The organism is Clostridium sp. J1101437_171009_A5, assembly GCF_015547905.1.
Taxonomy (GTDB): domain Bacteria; phylum Bacillota; class Clostridia; order Oscillospirales; family Oscillospiraceae; genus Pseudoflavonifractor_A; species Pseudoflavonifractor_A gallinarum.
This window is the reverse complement of record NZ_JADMVY010000006.1, coordinates 141,103-164,099: the sequence shown is the minus strand read 5'-3', so window position 1 is coordinate 164,099 and position 22,997 is coordinate 141,103. Positions and strand designations below refer to the sequence as shown.

Annotated in this window: 20 protein-coding genes and 6 tRNA genes; 7 read left to right on the top strand and 19 right to left on the bottom strand. The window is 61.9% G+C overall.

What is annotated here, in order from left to right:
* The first annotated feature begins 4 nt into the window (after nt 1-4).
* The 7 genes from hslO to I2C21_RS10170 all read left to right on the top strand — a co-directional run bounded on the left by hslO (nt 5) and on the right by I2C21_RS10170 (nt 4,762).
* Entirely contained in the window at nt 5-883 is an 879-nt protein-coding gene (gene hslO, locus I2C21_RS10200) for an Hsp33 family molecular chaperone HslO (RefSeq protein WP_186963635.1), read from the top strand.
* A gap of 150 nt (nt 884-1,033) precedes the next feature.
* Nucleotides 1,034-1,109: transfer RNA gene (locus tag I2C21_RS10195), tRNA-Val, on the top strand.
* Nucleotides 1,110-1,113: 4 nt separating this feature from the next.
* A tRNA-Asp gene (locus I2C21_RS10190) sits at nt 1,114-1,190 on the top strand.
* Nucleotides 1,191-1,193: 3 nt separating this feature from the next.
* Nucleotides 1,194-1,269: transfer RNA gene (locus I2C21_RS10185), tRNA-Phe, on the top strand.
* Between the two features lie 55 nt (nt 1,270-1,324).
* Nucleotides 1,325-1,400 (top strand) — tRNA-Gly (locus I2C21_RS10180).
* Between the two features lie 47 nt (nt 1,401-1,447).
* Nucleotides 1,448-1,522: transfer RNA gene (locus tag I2C21_RS10175), tRNA-Cys, on the top strand.
* Between the two features lie 651 nt (nt 1,523-2,173).
* On the top strand, nt 2,174-4,762 hold the full coding sequence (locus I2C21_RS10170) for a LamG-like jellyroll fold domain-containing protein (protein ID WP_207730616.1): 2,589 nt from the start codon (nt 2,174-2,176) through the stop codon (nt 4,760-4,762).
* A gap of 70 nt (nt 4,763-4,832) precedes the next feature.
* On the opposite strand, the gene I2C21_RS10165 is transcribed toward I2C21_RS10170, so the two are convergent.
* The 19 genes from I2C21_RS10165 to I2C21_RS10075 form a co-directional block, all read right to left on the bottom strand.
* Complete coding sequence (locus I2C21_RS10165; protein WP_195279213.1) at nt 4,833-5,288, bottom strand: MarR family winged helix-turn-helix transcriptional regulator; 456 nt, start codon at nt 5,286-5,288, stop codon at nt 4,833-4,835.
* Nucleotides 5,289-5,324: 36 nt separating this feature from the next.
* Nucleotides 5,325-6,620, bottom strand: a complete 1,296-nt coding sequence (locus I2C21_RS10160; RefSeq protein WP_195279212.1) for a M18 family aminopeptidase — start codon at nt 6,618-6,620, stop codon at nt 5,325-5,327.
* A 164-nt stretch (nt 6,621-6,784) separates the two neighbouring features.
* A tRNA-Arg gene (locus I2C21_RS10155) sits at nt 6,785-6,861 on the bottom strand.
* A gap of 312 nt (nt 6,862-7,173) precedes the next feature.
* Entirely contained in the window at nt 7,174-7,914 is a 741-nt protein-coding gene (locus tag I2C21_RS10150) for an N-acetylmuramoyl-L-alanine amidase (RefSeq protein WP_193538414.1), read from the bottom strand.
* Nucleotides 7,915-7,965: 51 nt separating this feature from the next.
* Complete coding sequence (locus I2C21_RS10145; RefSeq protein ID WP_195279211.1) at nt 7,966-8,679, bottom strand: formate dehydrogenase accessory sulfurtransferase FdhD; 714 nt, start codon at nt 8,677-8,679, stop codon at nt 7,966-7,968.
* 248 nt (nt 8,680-8,927) lie between these two features.
* Nucleotides 8,928-11,642 (bottom strand): formate dehydrogenase subunit alpha, encoded by a 2,715-nt coding sequence (fdhF, locus tag I2C21_RS10140; protein WP_207730615.1) that lies wholly within the window; start codon nt 11,640-11,642, stop codon nt 8,928-8,930.
* A 17-nt stretch (nt 11,643-11,659) separates the two neighbouring features.
* On the bottom strand, nt 11,660-13,534 hold the full coding sequence (locus tag I2C21_RS10135; protein ID WP_195279210.1) for an NADH-ubiquinone oxidoreductase-F iron-sulfur binding region domain-containing protein: 1,875 nt from the start codon (nt 13,532-13,534) through the stop codon (nt 11,660-11,662).
* The gene (locus I2C21_RS10130) at nt 13,531-14,010 is read right to left on the bottom strand and encodes an NADH-quinone oxidoreductase subunit NuoE family protein (RefSeq protein ID WP_186963624.1); all 480 of its coding nucleotides are present in this window, start codon (nt 14,008-14,010) and stop codon (nt 13,531-13,533) included. The genes I2C21_RS10135 and I2C21_RS10130 overlap by 4 nt, the downstream gene beginning before the upstream one ends.
* Before the next feature lie 187 nt (nt 14,011-14,197).
* Nucleotides 14,198-15,970, bottom strand: coding sequence for a phosphoenolpyruvate carboxykinase (GTP) (locus I2C21_RS10125; protein WP_193538411.1), 1,773 nt, complete (start codon nt 15,968-15,970; stop codon nt 14,198-14,200).
* 145 nt (nt 15,971-16,115) lie between these two features.
* Entirely contained in the window at nt 16,116-16,979 is an 864-nt protein-coding gene (gene rsmA, locus I2C21_RS10120; RefSeq protein WP_193538409.1) for a 16S rRNA (adenine(1518)-N(6)/adenine(1519)-N(6))-dimethyltransferase RsmA, read from the bottom strand.
* 158 nt (nt 16,980-17,137) lie between these two features.
* Nucleotides 17,138-17,671 (bottom strand): nitroreductase family protein, encoded by a 534-nt coding sequence (locus I2C21_RS10115; RefSeq protein ID WP_101692959.1) that lies wholly within the window; start codon nt 17,669-17,671, stop codon nt 17,138-17,140.
* A gap of 135 nt (nt 17,672-17,806) precedes the next feature.
* Nucleotides 17,807-18,643, bottom strand: a complete 837-nt coding sequence (locus I2C21_RS10110) for a DegV family protein (RefSeq protein ID WP_101692960.1) — start codon at nt 18,641-18,643, stop codon at nt 17,807-17,809.
* A gap of 106 nt (nt 18,644-18,749) precedes the next feature.
* The gene (gene trmD / locus I2C21_RS10105) at nt 18,750-19,544 is read right to left on the bottom strand and encodes a tRNA (guanosine(37)-N1)-methyltransferase TrmD (protein WP_101692961.1); all 795 of its coding nucleotides are present in this window, start codon (nt 19,542-19,544) and stop codon (nt 18,750-18,752) included.
* Nucleotides 19,545-20,042, bottom strand: coding sequence for a ribosome maturation factor RimM (rimM, locus tag I2C21_RS10100; protein ID WP_186963616.1), 498 nt, complete (start codon nt 20,040-20,042; stop codon nt 19,545-19,547). It abuts the gene before it with no gap.
* A gap of 61 nt (nt 20,043-20,103) precedes the next feature.
* Nucleotides 20,104-20,334 carry a KH domain-containing protein gene (locus I2C21_RS10095; protein WP_101692963.1) on the bottom strand — a complete coding sequence of 77 codons (231 nt, stop codon included), beginning with the start codon at nt 20,332-20,334 and terminating at the stop codon, nt 20,104-20,106.
* A gap of 17 nt (nt 20,335-20,351) precedes the next feature.
* Nucleotides 20,352-20,591: a 30S ribosomal protein S16 gene (rpsP, locus tag I2C21_RS10090; protein ID WP_101692964.1), complete on the bottom strand. Its 240-nt coding sequence runs from the start codon at nt 20,589-20,591 to the stop codon at nt 20,352-20,354.
* Nucleotides 20,592-20,659: 68 nt separating this feature from the next.
* Nucleotides 20,660-22,012 carry a signal recognition particle protein gene (gene ffh / locus I2C21_RS10085; protein WP_186963614.1) on the bottom strand — a complete coding sequence of 451 codons (1,353 nt, stop codon included), beginning with the start codon at nt 22,010-22,012 and terminating at the stop codon, nt 20,660-20,662.
* Between the two features lie 3 nt (nt 22,013-22,015).
* Nucleotides 22,016-22,387, bottom strand: a complete 372-nt coding sequence (gene ylxM, locus I2C21_RS10080) for a YlxM family DNA-binding protein (protein ID WP_101692966.1) — start codon at nt 22,385-22,387, stop codon at nt 22,016-22,018.
* Between the two features lie 188 nt (nt 22,388-22,575).
* Nucleotides 22,576-22,986, bottom strand: a complete 411-nt coding sequence (locus I2C21_RS10075; protein ID WP_195279209.1) for a cytidine deaminase family protein — start codon at nt 22,984-22,986, stop codon at nt 22,576-22,578.
* Nucleotides 22,987-22,997: the final 11 nt, after the last annotated feature.

Below are 22,997 nucleotides of genomic sequence, written 5' to 3'. Positions count from 1 at the left end.
GAATATGTCAGATCAAATTGTACGGGTGCTGGCCAAAGATGCACCGATCAAGGCCAGTGCCATTTCAGCGCGGGACCTGGTGGAGCGCTCCCGGCAGATCCATAAGACCCTGCCGGTGGCGACCGCTGCCCTGGGCCGGGCGCTGATGGGCTGCTCCATGATGGGCAATCAGCTCAAGGAGGAGCACGGCACCGTCACCTTGCAGATCAAGGGCGGCGGACCGCTGGGCTCCATCACGGTCACGTCGGACAGCGAGGGAAATGTCCGTGGCTATGTCCAGAACGGTGAAGTGGAGCTGATGGAGAAGGTCCCGGGCAAGCTGGACGTGGGCCAGGCGGTGGGCGTGGACGGCACGCTGACCGTCATCAAGGACATCGGCCTGAAAGAGCCCTATGTGGGCAGCATCGGCCTGCTGTCGGGGGAGATCGCGGACGACATCACCGCCTATTTCGCGGAGAGCGAGCAGATCCCCTCGGCCTGCGCCTTGGGCGTGCTGGTGGACACCGACCAGAGCGTGCTGTGCGCGGGCGGATATCTGATCCAGCTCCTGCCCGGCGCGGATGACGAGGTCATCAGCAAGATCGAGCGGGGCGTCCATGCGGTGGGGCCGGTCACCACGGCGCTGAAGGAGGGCATCTCCGCGCTGGAGCTGGTCCGCCGGGTCCTGAGCGATTTCGAGCTGGAGGTCCTGGAGGAGTCTCCAGTGGAGTACCGCTGCTATTGCAGCCGGGAGCGGGTCAGCCGCGCCCTGATCAGCATGGGGCGGGAGGAGCTGACCGCCCTGCTGGAGGAGCAGGGGAGTGCGGAGCTCACCTGCCAGTTCTGCGATGCGGTCTATCATTACAGCCGGGAGGACCTGGAGAAACTGCTCTCTGAGATCTGACCGGACAGGCCGCCGGACGGGATTTTTACCCGGCCCGGCGGCCTGTAAAAAGGCCTTAAAAAAATATGAAAAAAGTGGTTGACATCTCGGGGAAAGCCTGCTATAATAACATCCGTCGTGTGAGGCACGACAGCGAAAGAGAATGAATGAGGGAGCATAGCTCAGCTGGGAGAGCGCATGCCTTACAAGCATGATGTCACAGGTTCGAGCCCTGTTGTTCCCACCAGTATGGCGCGGTAGTTCAGTTGGTTAGAACGCCGGCCTGTCACGCCGGAGGTCGAGGGTTCAAGTCCCTTCCGCGTCGCCATATGCCTCTGTAGCTCAGTTGGTAGAGCAGGGGACTGAAAATCCCCGTGTCGCTGGTTCGATTCCGGCCGGAGGCACCAAAACCCTCTGAGATACATATCGTATCTCAGAGGGTCCCGAAAGAGTCTGCACGATGCAGGTGTAGCTCATCTGGTAGAGCGCCACCTTGCCAAGGTGGAGGTAGCGAGTTCGAGCCTCGTCACCTGCTCCATGTACGAAAGTACATACAAAAGAGAACAGTTCCGCTGTTCTCCATATGGCGCCATAGCCAAGCGGTAAGGCAGAGCTCTGCAAAAGCTTTATTCCCCAGTTCGATTCTGGGTGGCGCCTCCAAAAAAAGAAGCACCTGCAAAGCAGGTGCTTCTTTTTTTGGATACCTGGGGAATTTGAAATGCTCGGGGCAAGTGAATTGCCCCTGCGCCAAGGTTTTGCCTGCGGCAAAACGCTTGTACGGCGCAAAAGCGCCGCCCCGCTGTGCGGGGCCCCGGTCTTGTCCGGCATCTATAGTTAACGGACAAGACAAAGAAACACCAGCCAATCGGCTGGTGTTTCTTTTTGTGCATGGGAATCTTAAAATGTTCGTTTAGCCAAAACGTTTATAAGGGACATCGGTCTGCTGACCGGTGTCCCTTGCTGTATTTTGGTGATTTGTTCCGGGCGGAAAGTCGCATGTAAAGTGGAGTGAATCAGAAGCTGCCCCCAGTTCTAGCTCTGTTTTCAAACCATGCCTTTTATTTACAGTGCGATCGAAATTTCCATTCTGAAAAATAGAAGAAAACCAAGCGGAAAAGCTGGACAAACGGCATAAAATGCGGGGGAATGCAATTCTGCGGCGGGATATGCGCCACGGCGCTGATTTTACAGGTGTTTTGCATAAGATGCGTTGTACAGTTTACACGGAGTTTTTAGAATAGTAGATGGACCGAGCCACGGGCGAGATCTCCCGGTTGGAGCGGTAATCTATAAAAAGGGATGGATAGAGACATGCACTGGAAACGCAATTTTTCTGGTATGCTGGCTGCGACTTTGCTGATCGGCACGATGCCTGCGGCGATGGCCTGGGAGGCCCCCGCGGTGGACGGCTGGCAGGAGGCCGGAAGAGAGGGCGTCGCCGCGCGCTTTTTTGTGGGCAGCGATACGCACATCGGCCGGGGCGGCGCGGATGAGAAGGTCGCCAATGCGCTGGATGTGTTTTATCAGGTAGACCCCCAGGCCGACGGAGTGCTCTTTGTGGGCGACCTGACCGACAGCGGCTCGGAGGCACAGTATGACCGGCTCATGAGCATCATCAATGAGAGCGACCTGGGCGCGGCCGGAAAAGTCGTTCTCTCCATGGGCAACCACGACATGGGCGGGGGCATTGACCGTTTTGAGTCCAAGACCGGGCAGGAGTCCAGCGAAGTGCTGGACCTGGGCGGGATCACCGTCATCAAGATGACGCCGGTGGGCGGAAGCAATTACACCGGAGATTATGACATGGTCAAGGCGGCGCTGGAGCAGGCCGATCCCGATGAGCCGGTCATCGTCATGGGCCACCACGGCATCCGCGATACCGCATATGTGACCAACGAGTGGTACGGCAACTACGGGGAGGGCACGGACCGGGACCTGACCCAGCTCTTTGAGCAGTATCCCCAGGTGATCCACATCTCCGGTCACTCCCACTCCACGCTGGAGGACGCCCGCTCCATCTATCAGGATGACGGCTATACCGCCATTCAGGACAGCACCATCGGCGCCTATTTTGAAAATGAGAGCGGCAAGGTGGACCCGGTCACCGGACAGGCCTCTACCTATCCCTACGATGCGGAGTACTCCTCGCAGGCCCTGCGGGTGGATGTGATGGAAGACGGCACGGTGGAGATCTACCGGATGGACCTGACCGAAGGGACGTATATGTACGAGTCTGAGCCCTGGGTCTTTGACGGCGGAAACGATGGCGAGCGTCCCTACACCGAGGAGCGCACGTCTTCCGCGGCGCCCTCCTTTGCGGAGGGGTCTGTGGTGACCGTCAGCGATGTGACCGGCGACTCCATGGTGGTGCATTTCCCCACTGCCGCGGAGGCGACCGGGGACAATGCAGACATGATCCATGAGTACTGGATCACGCTGACCAACACCGCCGATCAGAGCAAGGTGGTCCGCAAGGTGTTTTCCGACTACTATAAAGAGGACCGCCAGAGCGAGATGTCCGTGAAGATCACCGATCTGAATGGCAACACCACCTATTCTATCCAGGTGGAGGCGGTGACCTCCTTTGATGCCATCAGCAATCCCATCGTGGCCGAGGAGGATGTGACCACCGGCGCCGGTTATGTGCCCACCTATCCCGCCGAGGCCATCTTTGACGTGGACTTTGCAGAAAAGGACAATGGCGCCGATGCCGCCGGCCACACCCAGACCGTGTTTGGCGAGCCCTCCTACCGCGTGGATGAGGAGCTCAACCGCACCGTGGCTGTGTTCGACGGCCAGAACGACGGCCTGCGCTACTCCATGACCAGCGAGGACTACGCCAAGCTCACCAAGAACTACACGGTGGAGCTCTTCTATAAGCCTCTGGACAACAAGAACAACAACCCCATGGGCAATACGCAGGTCTCCGGCTTCTGCTTCGAGCAGAAGGGCGGCACCAACACCCTTCAGTTCTGGTCCCATATCGGCGGCAGCTACAAGACCCCCGAGGTGGATGTGGCGGCCAATGAATGGAACCACATCGTGGGTACCTATGACGGAGAGAACGTCAAGATCTATCTCAACGGCGAGCTGAAGGACTCTGTTCCCGCCTCCGGCAGCATGAAGGAGCCCCCTCACTACCTCTTCCTGGGCGGCGACACCACCTCCGGCGGCGAGCTGGAGTACCAGGCAAACTGTGAGATCGCGCTGGCCCGAGTGTACACCGGCACGATGACGGCGGAAGACGTGCAGAAGGCCTATGAGGCCGCTGTGACCCCCGTGGAAGAGCCCGAGGAGACCGCTGTGACCGTCTCGGTCAGCGGCCCGGAGAAGGCGGGCCAGAACGCCCGCGTGCCCTACACCTTCGCACTCAACGGCGATGTGACCGGGCTCAAGACCGTGCATCTGACCTTTGACATCCAGGGACAGGGCATGTTCACCGACACCCAGGCCCTGGAGGCCGCCGAGGGCTTCCAGCTGCTGGGCCAGAAGAAGACCGCTCTGGAGGATGGCGTCCGGTATGACGTGGTTCTCAGCTACGGCCTGTCCGATGCGGAGGCCATGGCGGAGCTGAAGGAGATGCTGGAGCTGTATGTCCGCACCACGGAGCAGAGCGGGGAGGTGCAGGTCACCCTGCGCAATGTTCTGGTCAACGACGGCGTTCAGGCTCAGGTGGATGCGGCTGCGTCCGCGGTACACACGGCGGTGAGCGACCTGTTCGATGTGGACGGCGACGGCGATCTGGATCTCAACGACATCGCGGCGGCTCAGGACTACTACCAGGCCAAGGAGGGCGATGCCAACTGGACCGAGGCCCAGAAGGCGGACGTCAACCAGGACGGCGCAGTCAACCTGCAGGACCTGGTGGAGCTGGCCAAGGCCTACCTGGACGTGGTGTAAGGCCTGCTTATCTCCAAGAGAACGCATAAAAGATTCCCCCTGCCGCAGTCGAGCGGCAGGGGGAATTTGTCTATGGGGCGGAGGACTGCATCTCCTCCAAAGTCTGGCAGGAGCACTCGGCCAGGATTTGCAGGGTGTGGAGCAGCTGCTCCTGGGTCTCGGGGGGGAGTTCCCGGGTCAGGGAGTCGGTCCAGTGGTCCCGCAGGCGGTAGACCCGTTCGATCAGGGGACGGGCCTGCTCTGTGACATACAGGTGGCGTACCCGCCGGTCGTGGGGGTCGGGCTCCAGATAGACATAGCCCTGCTCACTGAGCTTCTGCACGGCCTTGGTGACCGTGCCCTTGTCGAAATGCCCCAGCTTGGCCAGGTCATACATGGTAATGCCCTCGTGCTCCGCGATGCGCAGGAGAAAAAACTGCTGCCCGCTGCCGATCTGATCGGGCTCCAGGGTGAGATCAAAATACCGGTTGGTATTGCGCTGCAAGATGGAGATATACCGCAGGATGGTAATAGACTCGTGTTTCATGGATTTGCCTCGTATGGATGGAGCGTCACGGCCTGCTCAGAGGGAGTAGAGGCCGTCCCCACAGCAGGTGAAGGGACGCTGGTAGAAGGCGCGGACCGCGGCGGTCATGTGGGCGATATCCTTGGTGCCGGCCGTCTCCACGGCGGAGTGCATGGCCAGCTGGGCCAGGCCGATGTCCAGCATGGGGGAGGAGATGCTGTGGCCCTGGAGATTGCCCAGGGTGGAGCCGCCGGGCATATCGGCCCGGTTGGCAAAGCGCTGGACGGGGATCTGGACCTCCCGGCAGATCTGCTCAAAGAGGGCGGCGCTGACGGCGTCCGTGGTGTATTTCTGGGAGGCGTTGACCTTGATGACCACGCCGCCGTTCATGCGGGGCGCATTCTGGGGGTCGGACTTTTCCGGATGATTGGGGTGGATGGCGTGTCCGTTGTCCGCCGAGAGGATGAGGGAGTTGGCGGCGATCTGCCAGGCGTCCTGGGCATCCTGTCCCAGACAGTGCAGGATGCGGTGAAGGGTGTCGGACAGGAAGGTCCCCTCCGCGCCCTGGCGGCTGGAGGAGCCCACCTCCTCGTTGTCCAGCATGCCCCACACACCGGCAACAGCGGGCTGGGGCTCACTCTCCAGGAAACCCAGAAGGGTGGTGGCGGCGCACTCCAGATCATCGATCCGGGGACTCATGAAAAAGGCCCCGTCCGGTCCGATCCGGGTGGCCTTCTGCCGCACGGCCAGGCAGAGATCCCAGGTCAGGATGTCGGCGGGCGCGACGCCGGCCTCTTGGGCAATCAGCTCCAGCAGGGCCGGACAGCCGGCCTCGCCGTAGAGGGGCTGGAGATCCACCTGGGGGTCCCATTTGCGCCCGTCGTTGACGCCCCGATCAAAGTGGATGGCGACGCTGGGGATGGTGAGAAGATCCCGGTCCAGATAGACCAGGCGGCTGGCCAGACCCTCCGCTGTGCGGACCACCACCCGTCCGGCCAGGGTGAGGGGACGGTCCAGCCAGGTGCCCATCAGCATACCGCCGTAGCCCTCGGTCTCCAGCTTGGTGTACCCGGCCTGCTCCACACAGGTGTTCTTGACCCGCCAGGTGGGGGCGTCGCTGTGGGAGAGGGCAAGGCGCCAGCCGCGGATGGGCTGGACAGGGAGCCGGAAGGCCAGCACGGCCGAGCCGTTTCGGGTGACATAGTAGGAGCCGCCCGGCGCGAGGGCCCAGGGAGCGGATTCCTCCAGCCGGAGAAAACCCGCCTCCTCCAGGCGGCGGACGGATTCCGCCGCCGCGTGCCAGGGGCTGACGCCTGCATCCAAAAAGGAAAATACAGAGGAGATATGATCCATCAGTTCCAGATCCTTTCTAACAGAGAAGGTGATATCCGCTTGGGAGCGGCCCTGGAGAGGGCCGCTTTTTCTATTATACAGGGGATACTTGGAAAGAGCAACGTGTGGGCAGGGAACGGAGGATAAAACAAAAGAGAGACATGACTCACGTCACATCTCTCTTTTGGTACGGCTGAAGGGATTCGAACCCCCGACCTTTTGGTTCGTAGCCAAACACTCTATCCAGCTGAGCTACAGCCGCATACCGTTTCGCGATCACTTATCGCTGACAGCTCAATTATATTAGCACATCATTTGGAAAAATGCAAGCCTTTTTTGCAAAAAAATAAAAAAAGAAAAAGCACGTACTCCGACGTGCCCGCTGAGATGGTCTGCCCCTGCGGCGGGGAACCGCTGCTCCCCGCCGCAGGACAGTGTGAATAGAAAAGAGAGGGAAGAGAGAGGAGGAGTTTTTTCTGTGTCATTTGCTTCCTGACGAGGATATCTTACCAGCTTTGCGCGGGAAATGGATGGACAGTTTGCAAACGGTATATGAACTTTCTGTGAACGTCAATCAGACCAATGTAATGAAATCGGAACTGGCCCATCCCACCATCCCGTCAAACCGGACGGAATACCAGTCCTGCCACTGCCCCAGAACGGTGAGGGGCGCGCCGTCGTAGGCCTTGGCCAGGACAGAGGAGGCGGTGTCCGGGCGGTCCCGGATGTTGAGATAGCCCCAGTTCACATCCACCACCGCCGGTCTGGGGGGCTGCGGTTCCAGAAAGGGGAGGGAGAAGTACTCGGTCAGAGCCAGCACGATACTGCGGGCGATGGCGTCCAGATTGCCCTTGACCCAGGCCGCGTCGTCGGGGTTGTCGTGATACCCCAGCTCCAGGAATACGGAGGGGGCCCGGACCCGCCGCACTTCGCCAATGGAGGTGGTGGGCTCCGCCCGGACCTTGTTGGGGAGGGGGTAGACCGTCTTCAGGTTATCGGCAATCAGATTGGCGACCTCCTGGCCCTGGATGCTGCCGGGGAAGTAAAAGACCAGCACGCCCCGGACCTGTCCATAGCGCCCCTCCGGCGCCGCGTTGGAGTGGAGGGCCAGGTGCAGGTCATAGGTCCCGGCGTTGGAAGCGCGAATGGAGGAGAGGGCGGTCATATCCGGCGTATTGCGGACATAGCGGATGCCGCTGGCCGAGAGATAGGGCACCATGGCGTCGGCCAGACGGTTCATCCACTCCTCTTCGGTGCCCCCGGTGACATACAGGTTGTTCTCCTGGGTAGAGGGGGAGAGATAAATGATGGGCATAGGAACAGACCTCCTTTTAGCCCATCCTATGAATCGGGGGAGAAAGCGGTGCTAACGGGCGGGATCGATGCGCTCCGGGCAGGCGTAGAGGTTCATCCGCTCCCCGCGGATAAAGCCCGCCAGAGTGATCCCATGGGCGCGGGCCAGCTGGATGGCCCGGTCGGTGGGGGCCCCCTTGGAGAGCACGATGGGGATGGCGGCCCGGGCGGCCTTTTCCATCATATCGGCGGAGAGGCGCCCGCTGACCGCCAGAACACAGCGGCACAGGGGGATATGGTGGAGCAGGGCGTGCCCGATGATCTTGTCCACGGCGTTGTGGCGGGCCAGATCCTCCCGGGAGATGAGAGAACCGTCCGGGAGGGAGAGGGACACGCAGTGTACCCCGCCGGTGCGCTGGAAGAGGGCGGAGGCACTCAGGTTCCGTCCCATGATGGCGTAGGCCGCCGAGGCGGGCAGGCGGATGTCCTCCGGACGGTCCGGGACTGAGGGCGCGGCCGCGGGGGTACGCGTCACATAGGCGGTGTGCCGGTCAGGGGAGAAGGAGAGGGTATGCAGCTCCCCGGCCGACGACAGATAGCCCCGGCAGAAGAGGTTCCCGGTCACCAGTTCCTCCAGGTGGGCGGGGGAACAGGAGAGGAGGAGGGAGTCAGTCCCGTCGATCTCCACCCGAAGGGGGTGCTCGACCACCACCTCGTCCTGCCCAGGGGTGTCGGTGGAGCGGGAGACGTGGACCACGTCGCACAAAACAGAGAGAGCGTCAGTCATACAAAATCCTCGTAGAAAAAAGGGGCGGCCATGGGAACTCCCGTGGCCACCCACAGACGGTCAAAAGGTGTACTGCTGCGATCAGTGCTGCAAGAGCCTCGCAGAGTTCCGCCGTCCGCAGACGGCGGAAGAGAGTCAAATCGTGTTTTCCGGCGGCGTGTACGTCGGAAAACACTCTGCTCAGGCCACAAGTGTACGAGCGTCAGCGAGTGCATGCGGTGGCCTGTATCCCCAGGGTGGGTTGGTGGTTATGCCTTTGTGATCTGGATGGCGCAGACCTTGTACTCGGGGGCCCGCGCGATACGGTCCAGCGCCGCGTTGGTCAGCCAGTTGCAGTTCCCCTCCAGGTAGTGGAAGGGCATCCAGCACTCGCCGGGGGAGGTCTTGCCGCTGACCCGGGCCGTGGTCTCGATGGTACCCCGGCGGGAGGAGACCCGGATGGTGTCGCCGTCGGCGATGCCCAGGCGGCTGGCGTCCTGGTCGTTGAGCTCCAGGAAGGAGCCGCCGGCGATCTCCACGATCTCGGGCGTCTTGTCCGTCATGGCACAGGCGTTGTAGTGGTAGAGGATGCGTCCCGTCATCAGGAGGAAGGGATAGCTCTCATCGGGCAGCTCCATGGAGGGGACATAGGCGTAGGGGGCGAAGAGGCCCCGTCCGCGGCTGAACTGTCCCACGTGGAGGATGGGGGTGCCGGGATGCTCCGGCGAGGGGCAGGGCCACTGGAGACCCTGGCCGTGGAGCTCCTCGCTGTCCAGCCGGGCGTGGCTGATGCCGCCGTAGCTGGGCGTGAGGGAGGAAATCTCCTCCATGATCTGAGCGGGGGTGAGGTGGGGCTGGGGATATCCCATCCGGTTCATGAGCTCGGTGAAGATCCAGGTGTCGGGCTTGGCATTCCCCGGGCTGGGGACCGCCTTGCGGACCCGCTGGACCCGCCGCTCGGTGTTGGTGAAGGTGCCCTCCTTCTCGGCGTAGCTGATGCCGGGCAGGACCACGTCGGCCAGCTTGGCGGTCTCGGTGAGGAAGAGCTCATCCACCACCAGGAAGTCCAGCGCGCTCAGGGCGCGGCGGACGTGGTTGGTGTCGGGATCGGTGCGCATGGGGTCCTCACCGAAGATGAACAGGCCACGGATGGTCCCCTCCAGCATGGCGGGGAAGCAGTCGGTGGCGAACATGCCCGGCTCGGCGGGGAGGGAGACCCCCCAGGCCTGCTCGAACTTGGAGCGCACCTCGGGGTTGGTCACCTTCTGATAGCCGGGGAAATCGGTGGGGGAGGCGCCCATGTCGCAGGCGCCCTGGACGTTGTTCTGTCCGCGGATGGGATTGACGCCGCAGCCGGGACGGCCCAGCTTGCCCACCAGCATGGCCAGGTTGGACAGGGACATTACGCCCTCGGTGCCGCTGGAGTGCTCGGTCACGCCCAGGCAGTAGAGGATGGGGGCACGGTCAGCCTTGGCGTAGAGCCGGGCGGCGGTGCGCAGATCCTCGGGATCGATGTGGCAGATCTCGGCCACCCGCTCGGGGGTGTAGTCCTTGACCAGATCCCGCAGGGCCTCGAAGCCCTCGGTGCGCGACTCGATGAAGGACCGGTCCTCCAGGCCCTCCTCCAGAATGACGTGCATCATTCCATTGGCGAAGGCCACGTTGGTGCCGGGCTTGAGTTTCAGATGGACGGCGGCCTGCTTGGACAGGCCGATGTTGCGGGGATCGACGACGATCAGCTTGGCGCCGCGCTGAAGCGCCTGGCGGATCTGCATACCGAAGACGGGGTGAGCCTCCTCGGGATTGGAGCCGACGAGCAGGATCACGTCGGACTCACGGGTCACATCGGCGATGGTGTTGGTCATCGCGCCGGACCCCAAAGTGGTTGCCAGACCGGCAACTGTGGGGGCGTGTCACACACGTGCGCAGTTGTCGGTATTGTGATTACCGAAACAAGTGCGCACCATCTTCTGAAGCATGTAGATGTCTTCGTTGGTGGAGCGGGAACAGGCAAAGCCGGCCAGCGCGCCGTTGCCGTACTCCCGCTTGATGGCCTGGAACTTGGAGGCCACCAGGTCCAGCGCCTCCTCCCAGGAGGCTTTGCGGAATTCTCCGGTGGAGCGATCCTTGATGAGGGGATCGGTCAGACGTCCGTTGGAGTGGATGAAGTCATAGGAGCCGTAGCGGCCCTTGACGCAGAGGGTGTTGTGGTTGGAGGGGCCGTCCGCGGCCTCTACGCCCACGACCTTGTTGTCCTTGACCATCAGATAGTACTGACAGCCCACCGCGCAGTGGGGACAGGTGGTGAGCACTTTCTTCTTCACCTGCCAGGGGCGGTAGTTCTGCTTGCGCTTGGAGGTGAGGGCGCCGGTGGGACAGGCGGCCACACAGTTGCCGCAGGACTCACAGTTGCTCTCCCGCCAGGGCATGCCGAAGGCCGGGCTGATGACCGACTCAAAGCCGCGATCCATGGTGTCGATGGCGCCGCAGCCCACGATCTTGTGGCAGGTGTTGACGCACCGGTGGCACAGGATGCACAGGTTGGGGTCGTAGGTAAAGAAGGGGTTGGAGTCGTCCACAGGGCGGTTGCTCGTCTCACCGGGGCAGGAGGTCTCCTTCACCCCGTACTCATAGCACAGGTCCTGGAGCTTGCACTCGCCGTTGGAGGGGCAGGAGAAACAGTTGGTGGGGTGGTTGGAGAGGAGCATGTCCAGAATGCCCCGCCGGGCTTTCACCACGGCCTCGCTCCGGGTCAGGATGGCATCCCCCTCGGAGCAGTGGGCGGAACAGGCGGTGTCCATTTTGGACCGGCCCCGGTTCTGGATCTCCACCGTACAGATCCGGCAGGAGCCGTCGGGCATGAGACCCTTGATGTGGCAGAGGGTGGGGATCTTGACCCCGACCCGCTCGGCCGCCTCCAGGATGGTCGTGCCCTTTTCTACCTCGACGGGGATGCCGTCGATGGTAACGTGCAGCAAACTCATAGCAGTGATTTCCTCCCTTAATCCACGTAGATCGCACCCACCGGACAGCCGGACAGACAGGTACCGCATTTGATGCACTTGTCCGGGTCGATGGCGTGGGGCTGTTTGACCGTACCGGAAATGGCCTCCACCGGACAGTTGCGGGCGCACTTGGTGCAGCCGATGCACTTGTCCGGGTCTACCTTGTATTGCTTGAGGGCCTCGCAGACGTGGGCGGCACACTTGTGGTCCACGATGTGCTCTTCATACTCTTTGCGGAAGCGCTTGAGGGTACTGATGACGGGCAGAGGCGCGCTCTTGCCCAGGCCGCAGAGGGAATTCTTGCGGACGAACTCGGCGATCTCCTCCAGCTTGTCCAGGTCCTCCAGCGTACCCTTTCCGGCCACGATGCGCTCCAGAATCTCCAGCATCCGCTTGGTGCCGATGCGGCAGGGGGAGCATTTTCCGCAGCTCTCCCGCTGGGTGAAGCTCATGAAGAAGCGGGCCACTTCCACCATGCAGGTGTGCTCGTCCATGACCACCAGGCCGCCGGAGCCCACGATGGCGTCGTATTTTTTCACCGTGTCGAAGTCCAGGCCCACGTCCAGGTGCTCCCGGGTGAGGCAGCCGCCCGAGGGACCGCCGATCTGGACCGCCTTGAAATCGCCGCCGCCCTTGATGCCGCCGCCGATGTCATAGATGATCTCCCGGAGGGTGGTGCCCATGGGCACTTCGATCAGGCCGGTGTTGGCGATGGAGCCGGTGATGGAGAAGGTCTTGGTGCCGGGGCTGTTGTCCGAGCCGATGGTGCGGAACCAGTCAGCCCCCCGGAGGACGATGTTGGGGACATTTGCGTAGGTCTCCACGTTGTTGAGCACGGTGGGCTGCTCCCAGAGGCCGTGGTCCACGGTGCGGGGCGGCTTGGTCCGGGGCATGCCCCGGTTGCCCTCGATGGAGGCGGTCAGGGCGCTGCCCTCGCCGCAGACAAAGGCCCCGGCGCCCCGGTTCACATGGAGATGGAAGGTGACGCCGCTGCCCAGGATGTTCTCGCCCAGCAGACCGGCCGCCTCCGCCTGGGCGATGGCGTAGTGCAGGCGGGAGACCGAGTTGGGGTACTCGGCCCGGACGTAGATATAGCCCTCCGTGGCCCCCACCGCATAGCCCGCGATGGTCAGGCCCTCGATGAGCTTATAGGGATCGCCCTCCATGACCGAGCCGTCCATGAAGGCGCCCGGATCGCCCTCGTCGCCGTTGCAGACCACGTATTTGACGGGGGCCTCCGTGTGGGCGGCCACCTGCTTCCACTTGGTGCCGGTGGGGAAGCCGCCGCCGCCGCGGCCCCGCAGGCCGGAGCGGTCCACCTCCTGGATGACCTGATCGGGGGTCATATCGAAGAGGGCCTTGCTCAGGGCGTCGTATCCGCCCACGGCGATGTACTCGTCCAGGGAGACGGCGTCGATGTTGCCGCAGTGCTCCAGCACCACCCGGGTCTGTCCCGCCATGAAGGGGATGTCCTCGGGCTTGGGGCAGGTCTTGCCGTTCTGGCTCTCGTAGAAGAGGCGCTCCACCGGCTCGCCCCGGCAGACGGTCTTTTCCACGATCTCGGCGCAGTCCTCGGGCTTCACATTGACGTACTGATAGTGATAGGGCTCGATCCGCACCAGGGGACCCAGCTCACAGATGCCCTGACAGCCGGTGTTGGCGATGCCGATGTGGGGCACGTGTCCGCAGCACTCCACCTCCACATTGGGCAGATCCTGACAGAGCTTCCGCATGGTCTCGGCGATGACCTGGGAGCCGGAGGCGATACAGCCGGTGCCGGCACAGACCAGGATGCGGCAGCGATAGGCGCTCAGAGCCTGCTGGGCCGTCTCCCGGCGCTCCAGAAGGGAGTTGCGATCTTCCATCCTCATTGGGCTTCACCTCTCAGTTCCTGCAGCAGGGCCACCGCTTTTTCAGGCGTCATTTTGGGATGTACTTCGTCGTTGACGGTCAGTGTGGGAGCCAATCCGCAGGCGCCCAGGCAGGAGACCGTCTCCACCGTAAAGAGCATGTCGTCTGTGGTGTGCTTCTGGGCGCTCAGGCCCAGTTCCTTCTGCATAGCGGCCAGAATGGGCGCGGAGTGCCGGACGTGGCAGGCGGTCCCATCACAGACCTTGATGACGTACTTTCCCTTGGGCTCAAAGGAAAAGTTCTTGTAGAACGTGGCGATACTGTATGCCTTGGATTCTTTGATCCCCAGCGCGTCGGCCACATAGGTCAGAAGCTCACGGGGAATATAGCGATAGGCTTCCTGAATGTCCTCCAAGACCGGAATGATCGCGCTTGGCTGCCTGCCGTAGCGGGCAATGAGCTCGTCGGCCTTGGCAAAATAGGACTGCTCTAACATAGACGCTCCTCCTTGCTTCCGGGCGGCCCCGCTGGTTGGACCATGGAACGCCGGGAAGTCAGATTTCTCTACCCTTATACCATACAACATTTTGACGGAATTGACAACTAAAATTTAACCTCATTAGTTTAAAATAAATGGTTTAACAAAAGGCCCGCCATATGATCCATATGGCGGGCCAGGTCGATTATTTCAGCCGCGCTTCCAGGGCATCCAGTTCCTGGGCGAGTACCGGGGGGAGCTTATCGCCGAATTTGGCGTAGAAGGAGCGGATGGCCGCCACGTCCTCCAGCCACAGGTCCCGGTCCACCGAGAGCAGGCCCCGCAGGGTCTCCAGATCGACGCCCGAGTCCTCCAGATCGATGTCCTCGGGCCGGGGCTCATAGCCCAGGGGGGTCTCGTCGGCGTCCACCTCATCGAAGCAGCGCTTCATGATCCACTCCAGCACCCGCAGGTTGTCGCCGAAGCCGGGCCAGAGGAAATGACCCTCGTCATCGGTGCGGAACCAGTTGACATTGAAGATCTTGGGGAGCTTGGCGGCGTCGGTGCACTGCTCCATATCCAGCCAGTGCTGCCAGTAGTCCCCCATGTGATAGCCGCAGAAGGGGAGCATGGCCATGGGGTCCCGGCGGACCACGCCCACGGCACCGGCGGCGGCCGCCGTCGTCTCAGAGGCCATGATGGAGCCCACAAATACGCCGTGCTCCCAATCCCGGGCCTGGTAGACCAGGGGAGCGGTCCGGGCTCTGCGTCCGCCAAAGACGATGGCGGAGAGGGGCACGCCGTGGGGATTCTCAAACTCAGGGGAGATGCAGGGGCAGTTCCGGGCGGGCGCGGTGAAGCGGCTGTTGGGGTGGGCGCCCTTCTCCGAGGAGGTCTTGCCGTTCCAGGGATTTCCCTTCCAGTCCACCGCGTGCTCGGGCGGATTCTTGTCCAGGCCCTCCCACCACACGGTGTTGTTGTCCAGGTTATGTACCACGTTGGTGAAGATGGTGCCCCGCTGGGTGGTGTGCAGGGCGTTGGGGTTGGATTTCTCGTTGGTGCCGGGCGCCACGCCGAAGAAGCCGTTCTCCGGGTTCATGGCCCACAGGCGGCCGTCCTCGCCCACGCGGATCCAGGCGATGTCGTCGCCCACACACCAGACCTTCCAGCCCGCCTTCCGGTAGTGCTCGGGCGGGATGAGCATGGCCAGGTTGGTCTTGCCGCAGGCGGAGGGGAAGGCGGCGGCCAGGTAGCGGACCTCGCCCGCCGGATTCTGCACGCCCAGGATGAGCATGTGCTCGGCCATCCAGCCCTGCTTCCGGCCCAGGTAGGAGGCGATGCGCAGGGCGAAGCACTTCTTGCCCAGGAGCACGTTCCCGCCGTAGCCGGAGTTGACCGACATGATGGTGTTGTCCTCGGGGAAGTGGACGATGTAGCGGTTTTCCGGGTCCAGGTCCGCCTTAGCGTGGAGTCCCTTGACATAGTCGGGGGAGTCGCCCAGCGCCTCCAGAACGGCGTTGCCCACCCGGGTCATGATGCACATATTGAGCACCACATAGATGGAGTCGGTCAGCTCGATGCCGTACTGGGCAAAGGGAGAGCCCACCACGCCCATGGAGTAGGGGATGATGTACATGGTGCGCCCCTTCATGGCGCCGGTATAGAGGCGGCGGAGCTTGGCATACATCTCATCGGGCGCCATCCAGTGGTTGGTGGGGCCCGCGTCCTCTTCCCGGCGGGAACAGATAAAGGTGCGGTCCTCCACGCGGGCCACATCGTTAACTGCGGTGCGGTGCAGGTAGCAGTCGGGCAAAAGCTCCTCGTTCAGCTTTTCCAGCTCGCCCGTGGCGCAGGCCTGGGCCCGGAGCGCGTCGATCTGTTCCTGACTGCCGTCGATCCAGACCATCTGATCGGGCTGGGTCATTGCGGCCATATCAGCGATCCAGTCCAGGACCGCACGATTCTTCGTAGGTGCCATAGAGAATACCCCCTCGAAAATGCTTTGGTTTTATTTTACAGGATTGGGGGAGAAAAAACAAGCTCTTTTTCTCTACCGCACTAAAGAGAGTGAAAAGGGGTAGATGGAGCACCTTAAATAGTAAAAATAGATACTAAGAATTATATTAAGACTGTTTGGAATTGCTTTGCAGGCGGAAAGCCAGCTCCGCGAAGGCATCAATTCCAAGGCGTTCGCCTCGGATGGTCTCTTCCAGCCCGCATTCTGCCAAAACAGAGCGTAAGAGATCCTTAGAGTATCCTCCGCTGCTGCTTAAGCTGTTCAGTAAGGTCTTCCTGCGCTGGGCAAAGGCGGCCTTGACCACCCGGAAGAAAGTCTTATCGTCCACCAGCGTCTGGGGAGGGGCCTTCCGGGGTACCAGACGCACCACGGCGGAGGTCACCTTGGGCGCGGGGAGGAAGCACTCCGGGGGCACGTCAAAGAGGAGCTCGGTCTCAGCGTAGTACTGACAGAACACGGAGAACGCGCCGTAGTCGGAGGAGCCGGGGGCGGCGCAGATCCGCCGGGCCACCTCCCGCTGGATCATGACGGTGATGGCGGAGAAGCACCCTGCCTCCAGGAAGGAGGTGATCACCGGTGTGGTGATGTTGTAGGGGAGGTTGGCGCACACCATGGGGGTGAGCCCCGCCAGATGGGATTCCGCCAGGGCGCGCAGGTCCAGCTTCATCACATCCCCGGGGATGACCTCCGCATTTGGGAAGTCGGCCAGAGTCTCCGACAGGATGGGGAGGAGGCTCTTGTCCAGCTCAACGGCGGCCACCTTGTCGGCACGCTGGGCCAGCTGGACGGTGAGAGGGCCGATGCCGGGGCCCACCTCGATCACGCCCACCCCCGGGCCCGCACCGGAGGCCTCGGCGATCTGCTGGGGCACCCAGCTCTCGATGAGGAAGTTCTGTCCCATGGACTTGGAGAAGTGAAAGCCGTGCCGCGCCAGCAGGGCCTTGATGTCTTTCAGATTACAGAGATCCATTTGCTACCACCTTAAATTTCATTACAAACTTGCGAAAATGAGTAAGAACAGTATACCTGAGGGGAAAAGCGCCGTCAAGGCGGGGGGAAAACAGAACAGGGTCCGCCGCCTGCTCCGGTGAGCAGACAGCGGGCCCTGCGGGCATGTTTTTCTTTCGATCAGCGGTAGGAGAGGAGGGTCTCCACATCCTTGCGCTTGGGGGCGACGGCCTCGCCGTCGGGATGACCGATGGCGATCAGGGCCATCAGCTCCTGGTCCTCCGGGATCTGGAGGAATTCCTCCAGCCCCTTGCGGTCAAAGATACCCATGATCACGGTGCCGAGGCCCAGGTCATGGGCGGCCAGACACAGGGTCTGGGCGGCGATGCCGCAGTCATAGTACTGCCAGCCCCCCTCCCGGTCGGTGGAGAAGGAGCCGTCCCGCTCAAAGCCGGAGCGGTTTTTCACAAAGGTCTGGGCGATCAGGGTCTTGCATCCGCCGATGATGCGGCCGTTGAAGGTGGCATATTTCTCACAGATCGTCTGGAGGGCCGCCGGGTCCTCAATGGCGATGTAGCGGCTGATCTGCGTGTTTTTCCAAGACGGCGCCCAGGCCGCCAGAGAAATGATCTGCTCCAACAGGGCATGGCTGACCGGCTCATCGGTAAATTTCCGCACGCTGCGGCGGGTTCGGATACAGTCCTGAAGTTCCATCTGTAAAAACCTCCCGGAAAAAGTTGGTGATACTATCGTACCGTCTGTGTTTGGAAAAGTCAAGTCCCCGCCCGGGAGAAAAAGAGAGCGGGCCGCTCTGTCCCGTTCCGACAAAGCAGCCCGCTGACCGGCCGATCAATAGGCGGCCACAATGCCGCCGTCATTGGCGTAGACCGTGGAGATTCCGCCGGTCTCGCAGATGAGGATTTCACCGAATTTGCAGCTCTTCAGCGCCATCTCCTTGAGCTGGAAGGCACGCTCCAGACAGTTGCAGTGGGTGATGCAGAGGGTCCGTCCGCTGTGGGCCGGGTCCTTGGCCATGAGTTCCACCATCTTGGAGAGGGCCTGCTTCATGGACAGGGCCTGCCCGCGCTTGCAGATCTCGCCCTCCGGCGTGGCGCCCATGAGCAGCTTGATCTTCAGGGTCCCGGTGACCAGGCTCTGAAGACGGGTCAGGCGCCCGTTTTTCCGCAAGTTATCCAGGGTCTCCAGCACGAACAGAGTCTCCATCTCGTTGATGAAGCGGGAGGTCTGCTGGACCACGGCGTTGAAGTCCAGACCGGACTGGGCCAGCTCCAGCACCTTGAGGGCCACCAGCACCTCGCCGGAAGAAGCGGAGCAGGAGTTGAAGATGTGGATGCGCACCCCGGGATGATCCTCCAGGAACATGAGCCGGGCCTGCGCCGCGCTGTTGTGAGAGCCGGAGAGAAGGGCGGAGAGGGTGACCACATAGATGTCGTCCGCCCCGCAGTCAAAGGCCTCCAGATAGGCAGCGGGGGAGGGGCAGGAGGTCTTGGGGGCCTCCTCGCTCTCCTTCATCCGCCAGAGCAGGTTGGCCTGATCGAAGGTGTCGTCATCCACAAAGGTATGGGGCCCGACCTGAATCGTAAGGGGAACCTTACAGAAGGCGGAATTGTGCAGCAGCGCGGGGGTGAGGTCGCAGCAGCTGTCAACAATGATTTTAAAACTCATGTGAACCATTCCTTGATATCATTTTGAAAATTATATTTCGAAGTATGGAGCCATTGTATCACGCCGGGCGGAAAAAGTAAAGGGAAAGGAGCCGAGACTTGGCGCGCTACGCCTGGGAATCGGGCTCCGCCGGGTCTGAAGCGGTCTCCAGACGCTGGCGCTCCTCCTCGGCGATCTCCCGGAGCAGCTTCTGGTCGGCCTTGGAGCTCAGATCCAGCTTGGCGTAGAGATCAGGGCGCCGGTCTCGGGTGCGGAGGATGGACTGCTTGCGCCGCCACTTTGCGATGTTGGCATGGTGCCCGGAGAGGAGGATGGACGGAACCTTGCGGCCGTGCCACTCCTCGGGGCGGGAGTACTGGGGGTACTCCAGCATGCCGTTCCAGTGGCTCTCATCCTCAAAGCACTCGGGGTCGGCCAGCACGCCGGGGACCAGGCGGGCCACCGCGTCGGCCACGCACATGGCGGGCAGCTCGCCGCCGGTGAGAACGAAATCGCCCAGGCTGATCTCCTCGTCCACGCACTCCTCGATGAAGCGCTCGTCGATGCCCTCGTAGTGGCCGCAGACCAGGATCAGGTGGTTGTACTCCTCCTTGAGCCGGCGGGCGTCAGCCTCGGTAAAGGTCTTGCCGCAGGGGGAGAGGTAGATGGTGCGCACCGGCCCCTCACCCAGGGCCTTGGCGTGCTCCCAGCAGCGGAAGAGAGGATCGGCCTGCATGACCGCTCCCCGGCCGCCCCCGTAGGGGTAGTTGTCCACTTGCTTTTGCTTGTTGAGGGTGTAGTCCCGGATCTGGTGGGCCTCGATGCGGATGAGGTCCCGCTCCTGGGCCCGGCCCAGGATGGACTCGTTCATCATGTCGCCCACGGTCTGATCAAACAGGGTCAGGATATCGATGCGGTACATTTAGCCCTCCATCCCTTCGATCAGGTGGACCCGGACCCAGCCCTCGTCCACGTTGGTGCCCCGGAGGAAGGCGTCCACCGCCGGGATCATATAGGTCTTGCCTTCGCCCTTGACCACATAGACCTCGTGGGCGGGCGGGGTGAGGACCTCGTCAATGACGCCGATGGAGGCCCCGGTGTCGTCGTCGATCACGGTGAGTCCGATGAGGTCGGCGATGAAGTGGCGGCCCTCGGGCAGCACGATCCCGGAGCGGTCGATCTCCACGATCTTGCTTTTCAGGCGCATGGCGGCGTTCACATCCTCCACGCCCTCCAGCCGGGCCAGGACATTGCCCTTGTGGGCCCGGGCGGCGCGGACCTTCACCGGCGCGCCGTCAATATAAAAGGTATCAAAGCCGCAGAGAAACTCGGGGGAGTCGCACCAGGGGACGATCTTCACCTCGCCCTGGATGCCGTGGGTGTTCACGATCTGTCCGGCTTCGAGAAACTGGCTTTTCATGGTGGTTTTCCTCCTTGCGTTTGGATACAAAAAAACAGCGGGGGAGTCCCCGCCGTTTTTGTTAGTCGACGATCTCAACCGAGACCTTGCCGCCCTGACGCTGGGCCACCGAACGCATCAGCGTGCGGATTTCTTTGGCGATGCGGCCCTGACGGCCGATTACCTTACCCATGTCTTCCGGAGCGACCCGGAGTTCCAGGATGGTCTCGCCATCGCCCTCGTGCTCGGAGACCGCCACCGCGTCGGGGTGATCCACCAGATTACGGGCGATATAAGTGAGCAGTTCCTTCATGCGGCCAAGGACCTCCATTAAAGGGCGCCGGCTTTTTTCAGCAGGGCCTTAACGGTCTCAGTGGGCTGAGCGCCGGTCTTGATCCAAGCCTGAGCGCGCTCGGCGTCCACCTTCAGCTCGGCGGGAGCGGTCAGGGGGTTGTAGGTACCAATCTCCTCGATGAAACGGCCATCACGGGGATAGCGGGAGTCGGCGACCACGATGCGGTAGAAGGGAGCCTTCTTGGCGCCCATACGACGCAGACGGATTTTAACCATGGTAGATTCACCTCCAACATATTCTACATCTCTATATGGTCAGCGCATGTGCGCGTACCAAACGGGGATCAGAAGGGGAATTTCATCCCTTTCATCTTGCCGAACAGTCCGGCCTTGCGCTTCATGCGTCCGCCGGAGAACTGCTTGGTCACCTGCTGCATCATCTCAAACTGCTTGAGCAGACGGTTGATGTCCACCACCTGGGTGCCGGAGCCGGCGGCGATGCGCTTTTTCCGGCTGTTGTTCAGCAGGGAGGGGTTTTCCCGCTCGGCGGGGGTCATGGAGAGGATGATGGCCTCGGTCCGGGCCAGGGCACGCTCGTCCACATTGGCGCCCTCCAGCGCTTTGGCGTTGACGCCGGGCAGCATGCCGGCAATGTCGGCCAGAGAGCCCATATTTTTGATCTGAGCCAATTGCTCATAGAAATCAGCAAGGGTAAATTTGTTCTTGCGCAGCTTCTGCTCCAGCTCGGCGGCCTTCTGCATGTCGAAATTCTGCTGCGCCTTCTCGATCAGGGAGAGGACATCGCCCATACCCAGGATGCGGGAGGCCATACGGTCGGGGTGGAAGACCTCGATCTGGTCCAGCTTCTCGCCCACGCCCACAAACTTGATGGGCTTTCCGGTGACCGCCTTGATGGAGAGGGCTGCACCGCCCCGGGCGTCGCCGTCCAGCTTGGTGAGCATGACGCCGGTGATGTCCAGCGCCTCGTCAAAGGTCTTGGCTGCGTTGACGGCGTCCTGACCGATCATGGCGTCCACGATGAGCAGGATCTCGTCGGGGGAGATGGCGGCCTTCATGTCCTTGAGCTGCTCCATGAGCTCTTCGTCCACGTGGAGCCGGCCGGCGGTATCGATGAATACGATGTCGTTGCCGTGCTTGCGGGCGTGTTCGATGCCCGCCTTGGCGATGTCGATGGGATCGATCTGCCCCATCTGGAAGACGGGGACGTCCAGCTGACCGCCCACCACTTCCAACTGGGTGATGGCCGCCGGGCGGAAGGTGTCGCAGGCCACCAGAAGGGGACGCTTGCCGTGCTGCTTTTTCATGTAGCCGGCCAGCTTGGCGCCGTTGGTGGTCTTACCCGCGCCGTTGAGACCCACCAGCATGACCACAGTGGGGGGCTTGGGGGAGATATTGAGCTTGGCAGTCTCGCTGCCCATCAGGTTGGTGAGTTCCTCGTTGACGATCTTGACGATCATCTGGGCGGGGGTGAGGCTCTCCAGTACGTCGGAGCCCACCGCGCGCTCGGTGACCGTGGCGACGAACTGCTTGACGATCTTGAAGTTGACGTCGGCCTCCAGCAGGGCAACCCGGATCTCGCGCATGGCCTCCTTGACGTCGGCCTCGGTGAGGCGGCCCTTGCCGCGCAGCTTCTTGAACGCCGCGGATAGTTTTTCGGTGAGTCCTTCAAAAGCCATAGATTACTCCTGCCTGAGCTGGTCCAGGATGGACTGGATGTCGTTGCAGCTGCCCTCAATCCCGTTATCGTAATAGCGGCGCTCCTCGTTGATCTGCCGGATGCGGTCCACGGCGGTCTGAATGTCGGTGAACTGCTCCTGCATCTTGTGGAAGCGCCGGATGATCCCGGTCTTGTCCTCCAGTTCGGTCAGAATGGCCTCGGCCCGGACGATCACGTCCCGGACGCCCTGGCGGGTGATGCCGTAGTTCTCGGCGATCTCGGCCAGGGAGAGGTCTTCATTGTAATAGAGGTCATAGAATTCCTTCTGGCGGTCCGTGAGCATGTCGCCGTAAAAATCGAACAGCATCGCCATGCGGTACGCCTGGTTTTTCATTCTGTGACCTCCTTCTGAGAACCGGTTTGTAAAGGTTGGGCACTTTGTAAAGTTCGTGAGCTTTACAACACAAAAGATGATACCTGATTTTGCCCCTCTTGTCAAGGGAAATTCCAACATCCGCAATATAATTTCCGGGTGCTCCGGGATGGGTTTTCGTGCGGAATGCCGAAAGGGGGGAGGGAAGGTCAGCGCTTCCAGCCCCACCAGTCGGGGATCAGCTCTTCCAGGCGCACCGTGCGGCGGCTGGCATAGTCCACGAGGATCTCGGCGTCTCGATTTTGCGGATTGAGCTGCATCAGAAATTCCCGGCAGGCTCCGCAGGGCATCCCGCTGCCCTCTGTGGGGGGTGCCTCCCGGAAGGCGAGGACCCGCCGGATCCGCGTCTGCCCGCTGCTCAGGTACATGTGGAGTGCGGCGGTCCGTTCCGCGCACAGGTCCATGACGCCGCAGGCGCTCTCGATACAGAAGCCGGTATAGATGCATCCGTCTCCGCTCTCCACGGCGGCGGCCACATGGTGGGCGTAGAGGAAGGGGGAGAGCTGGGTGGGGTGATACTGCTCCCGTGCGGCCAGGTACATGCGTTCCCAGATATCCATAGGGGGAATGG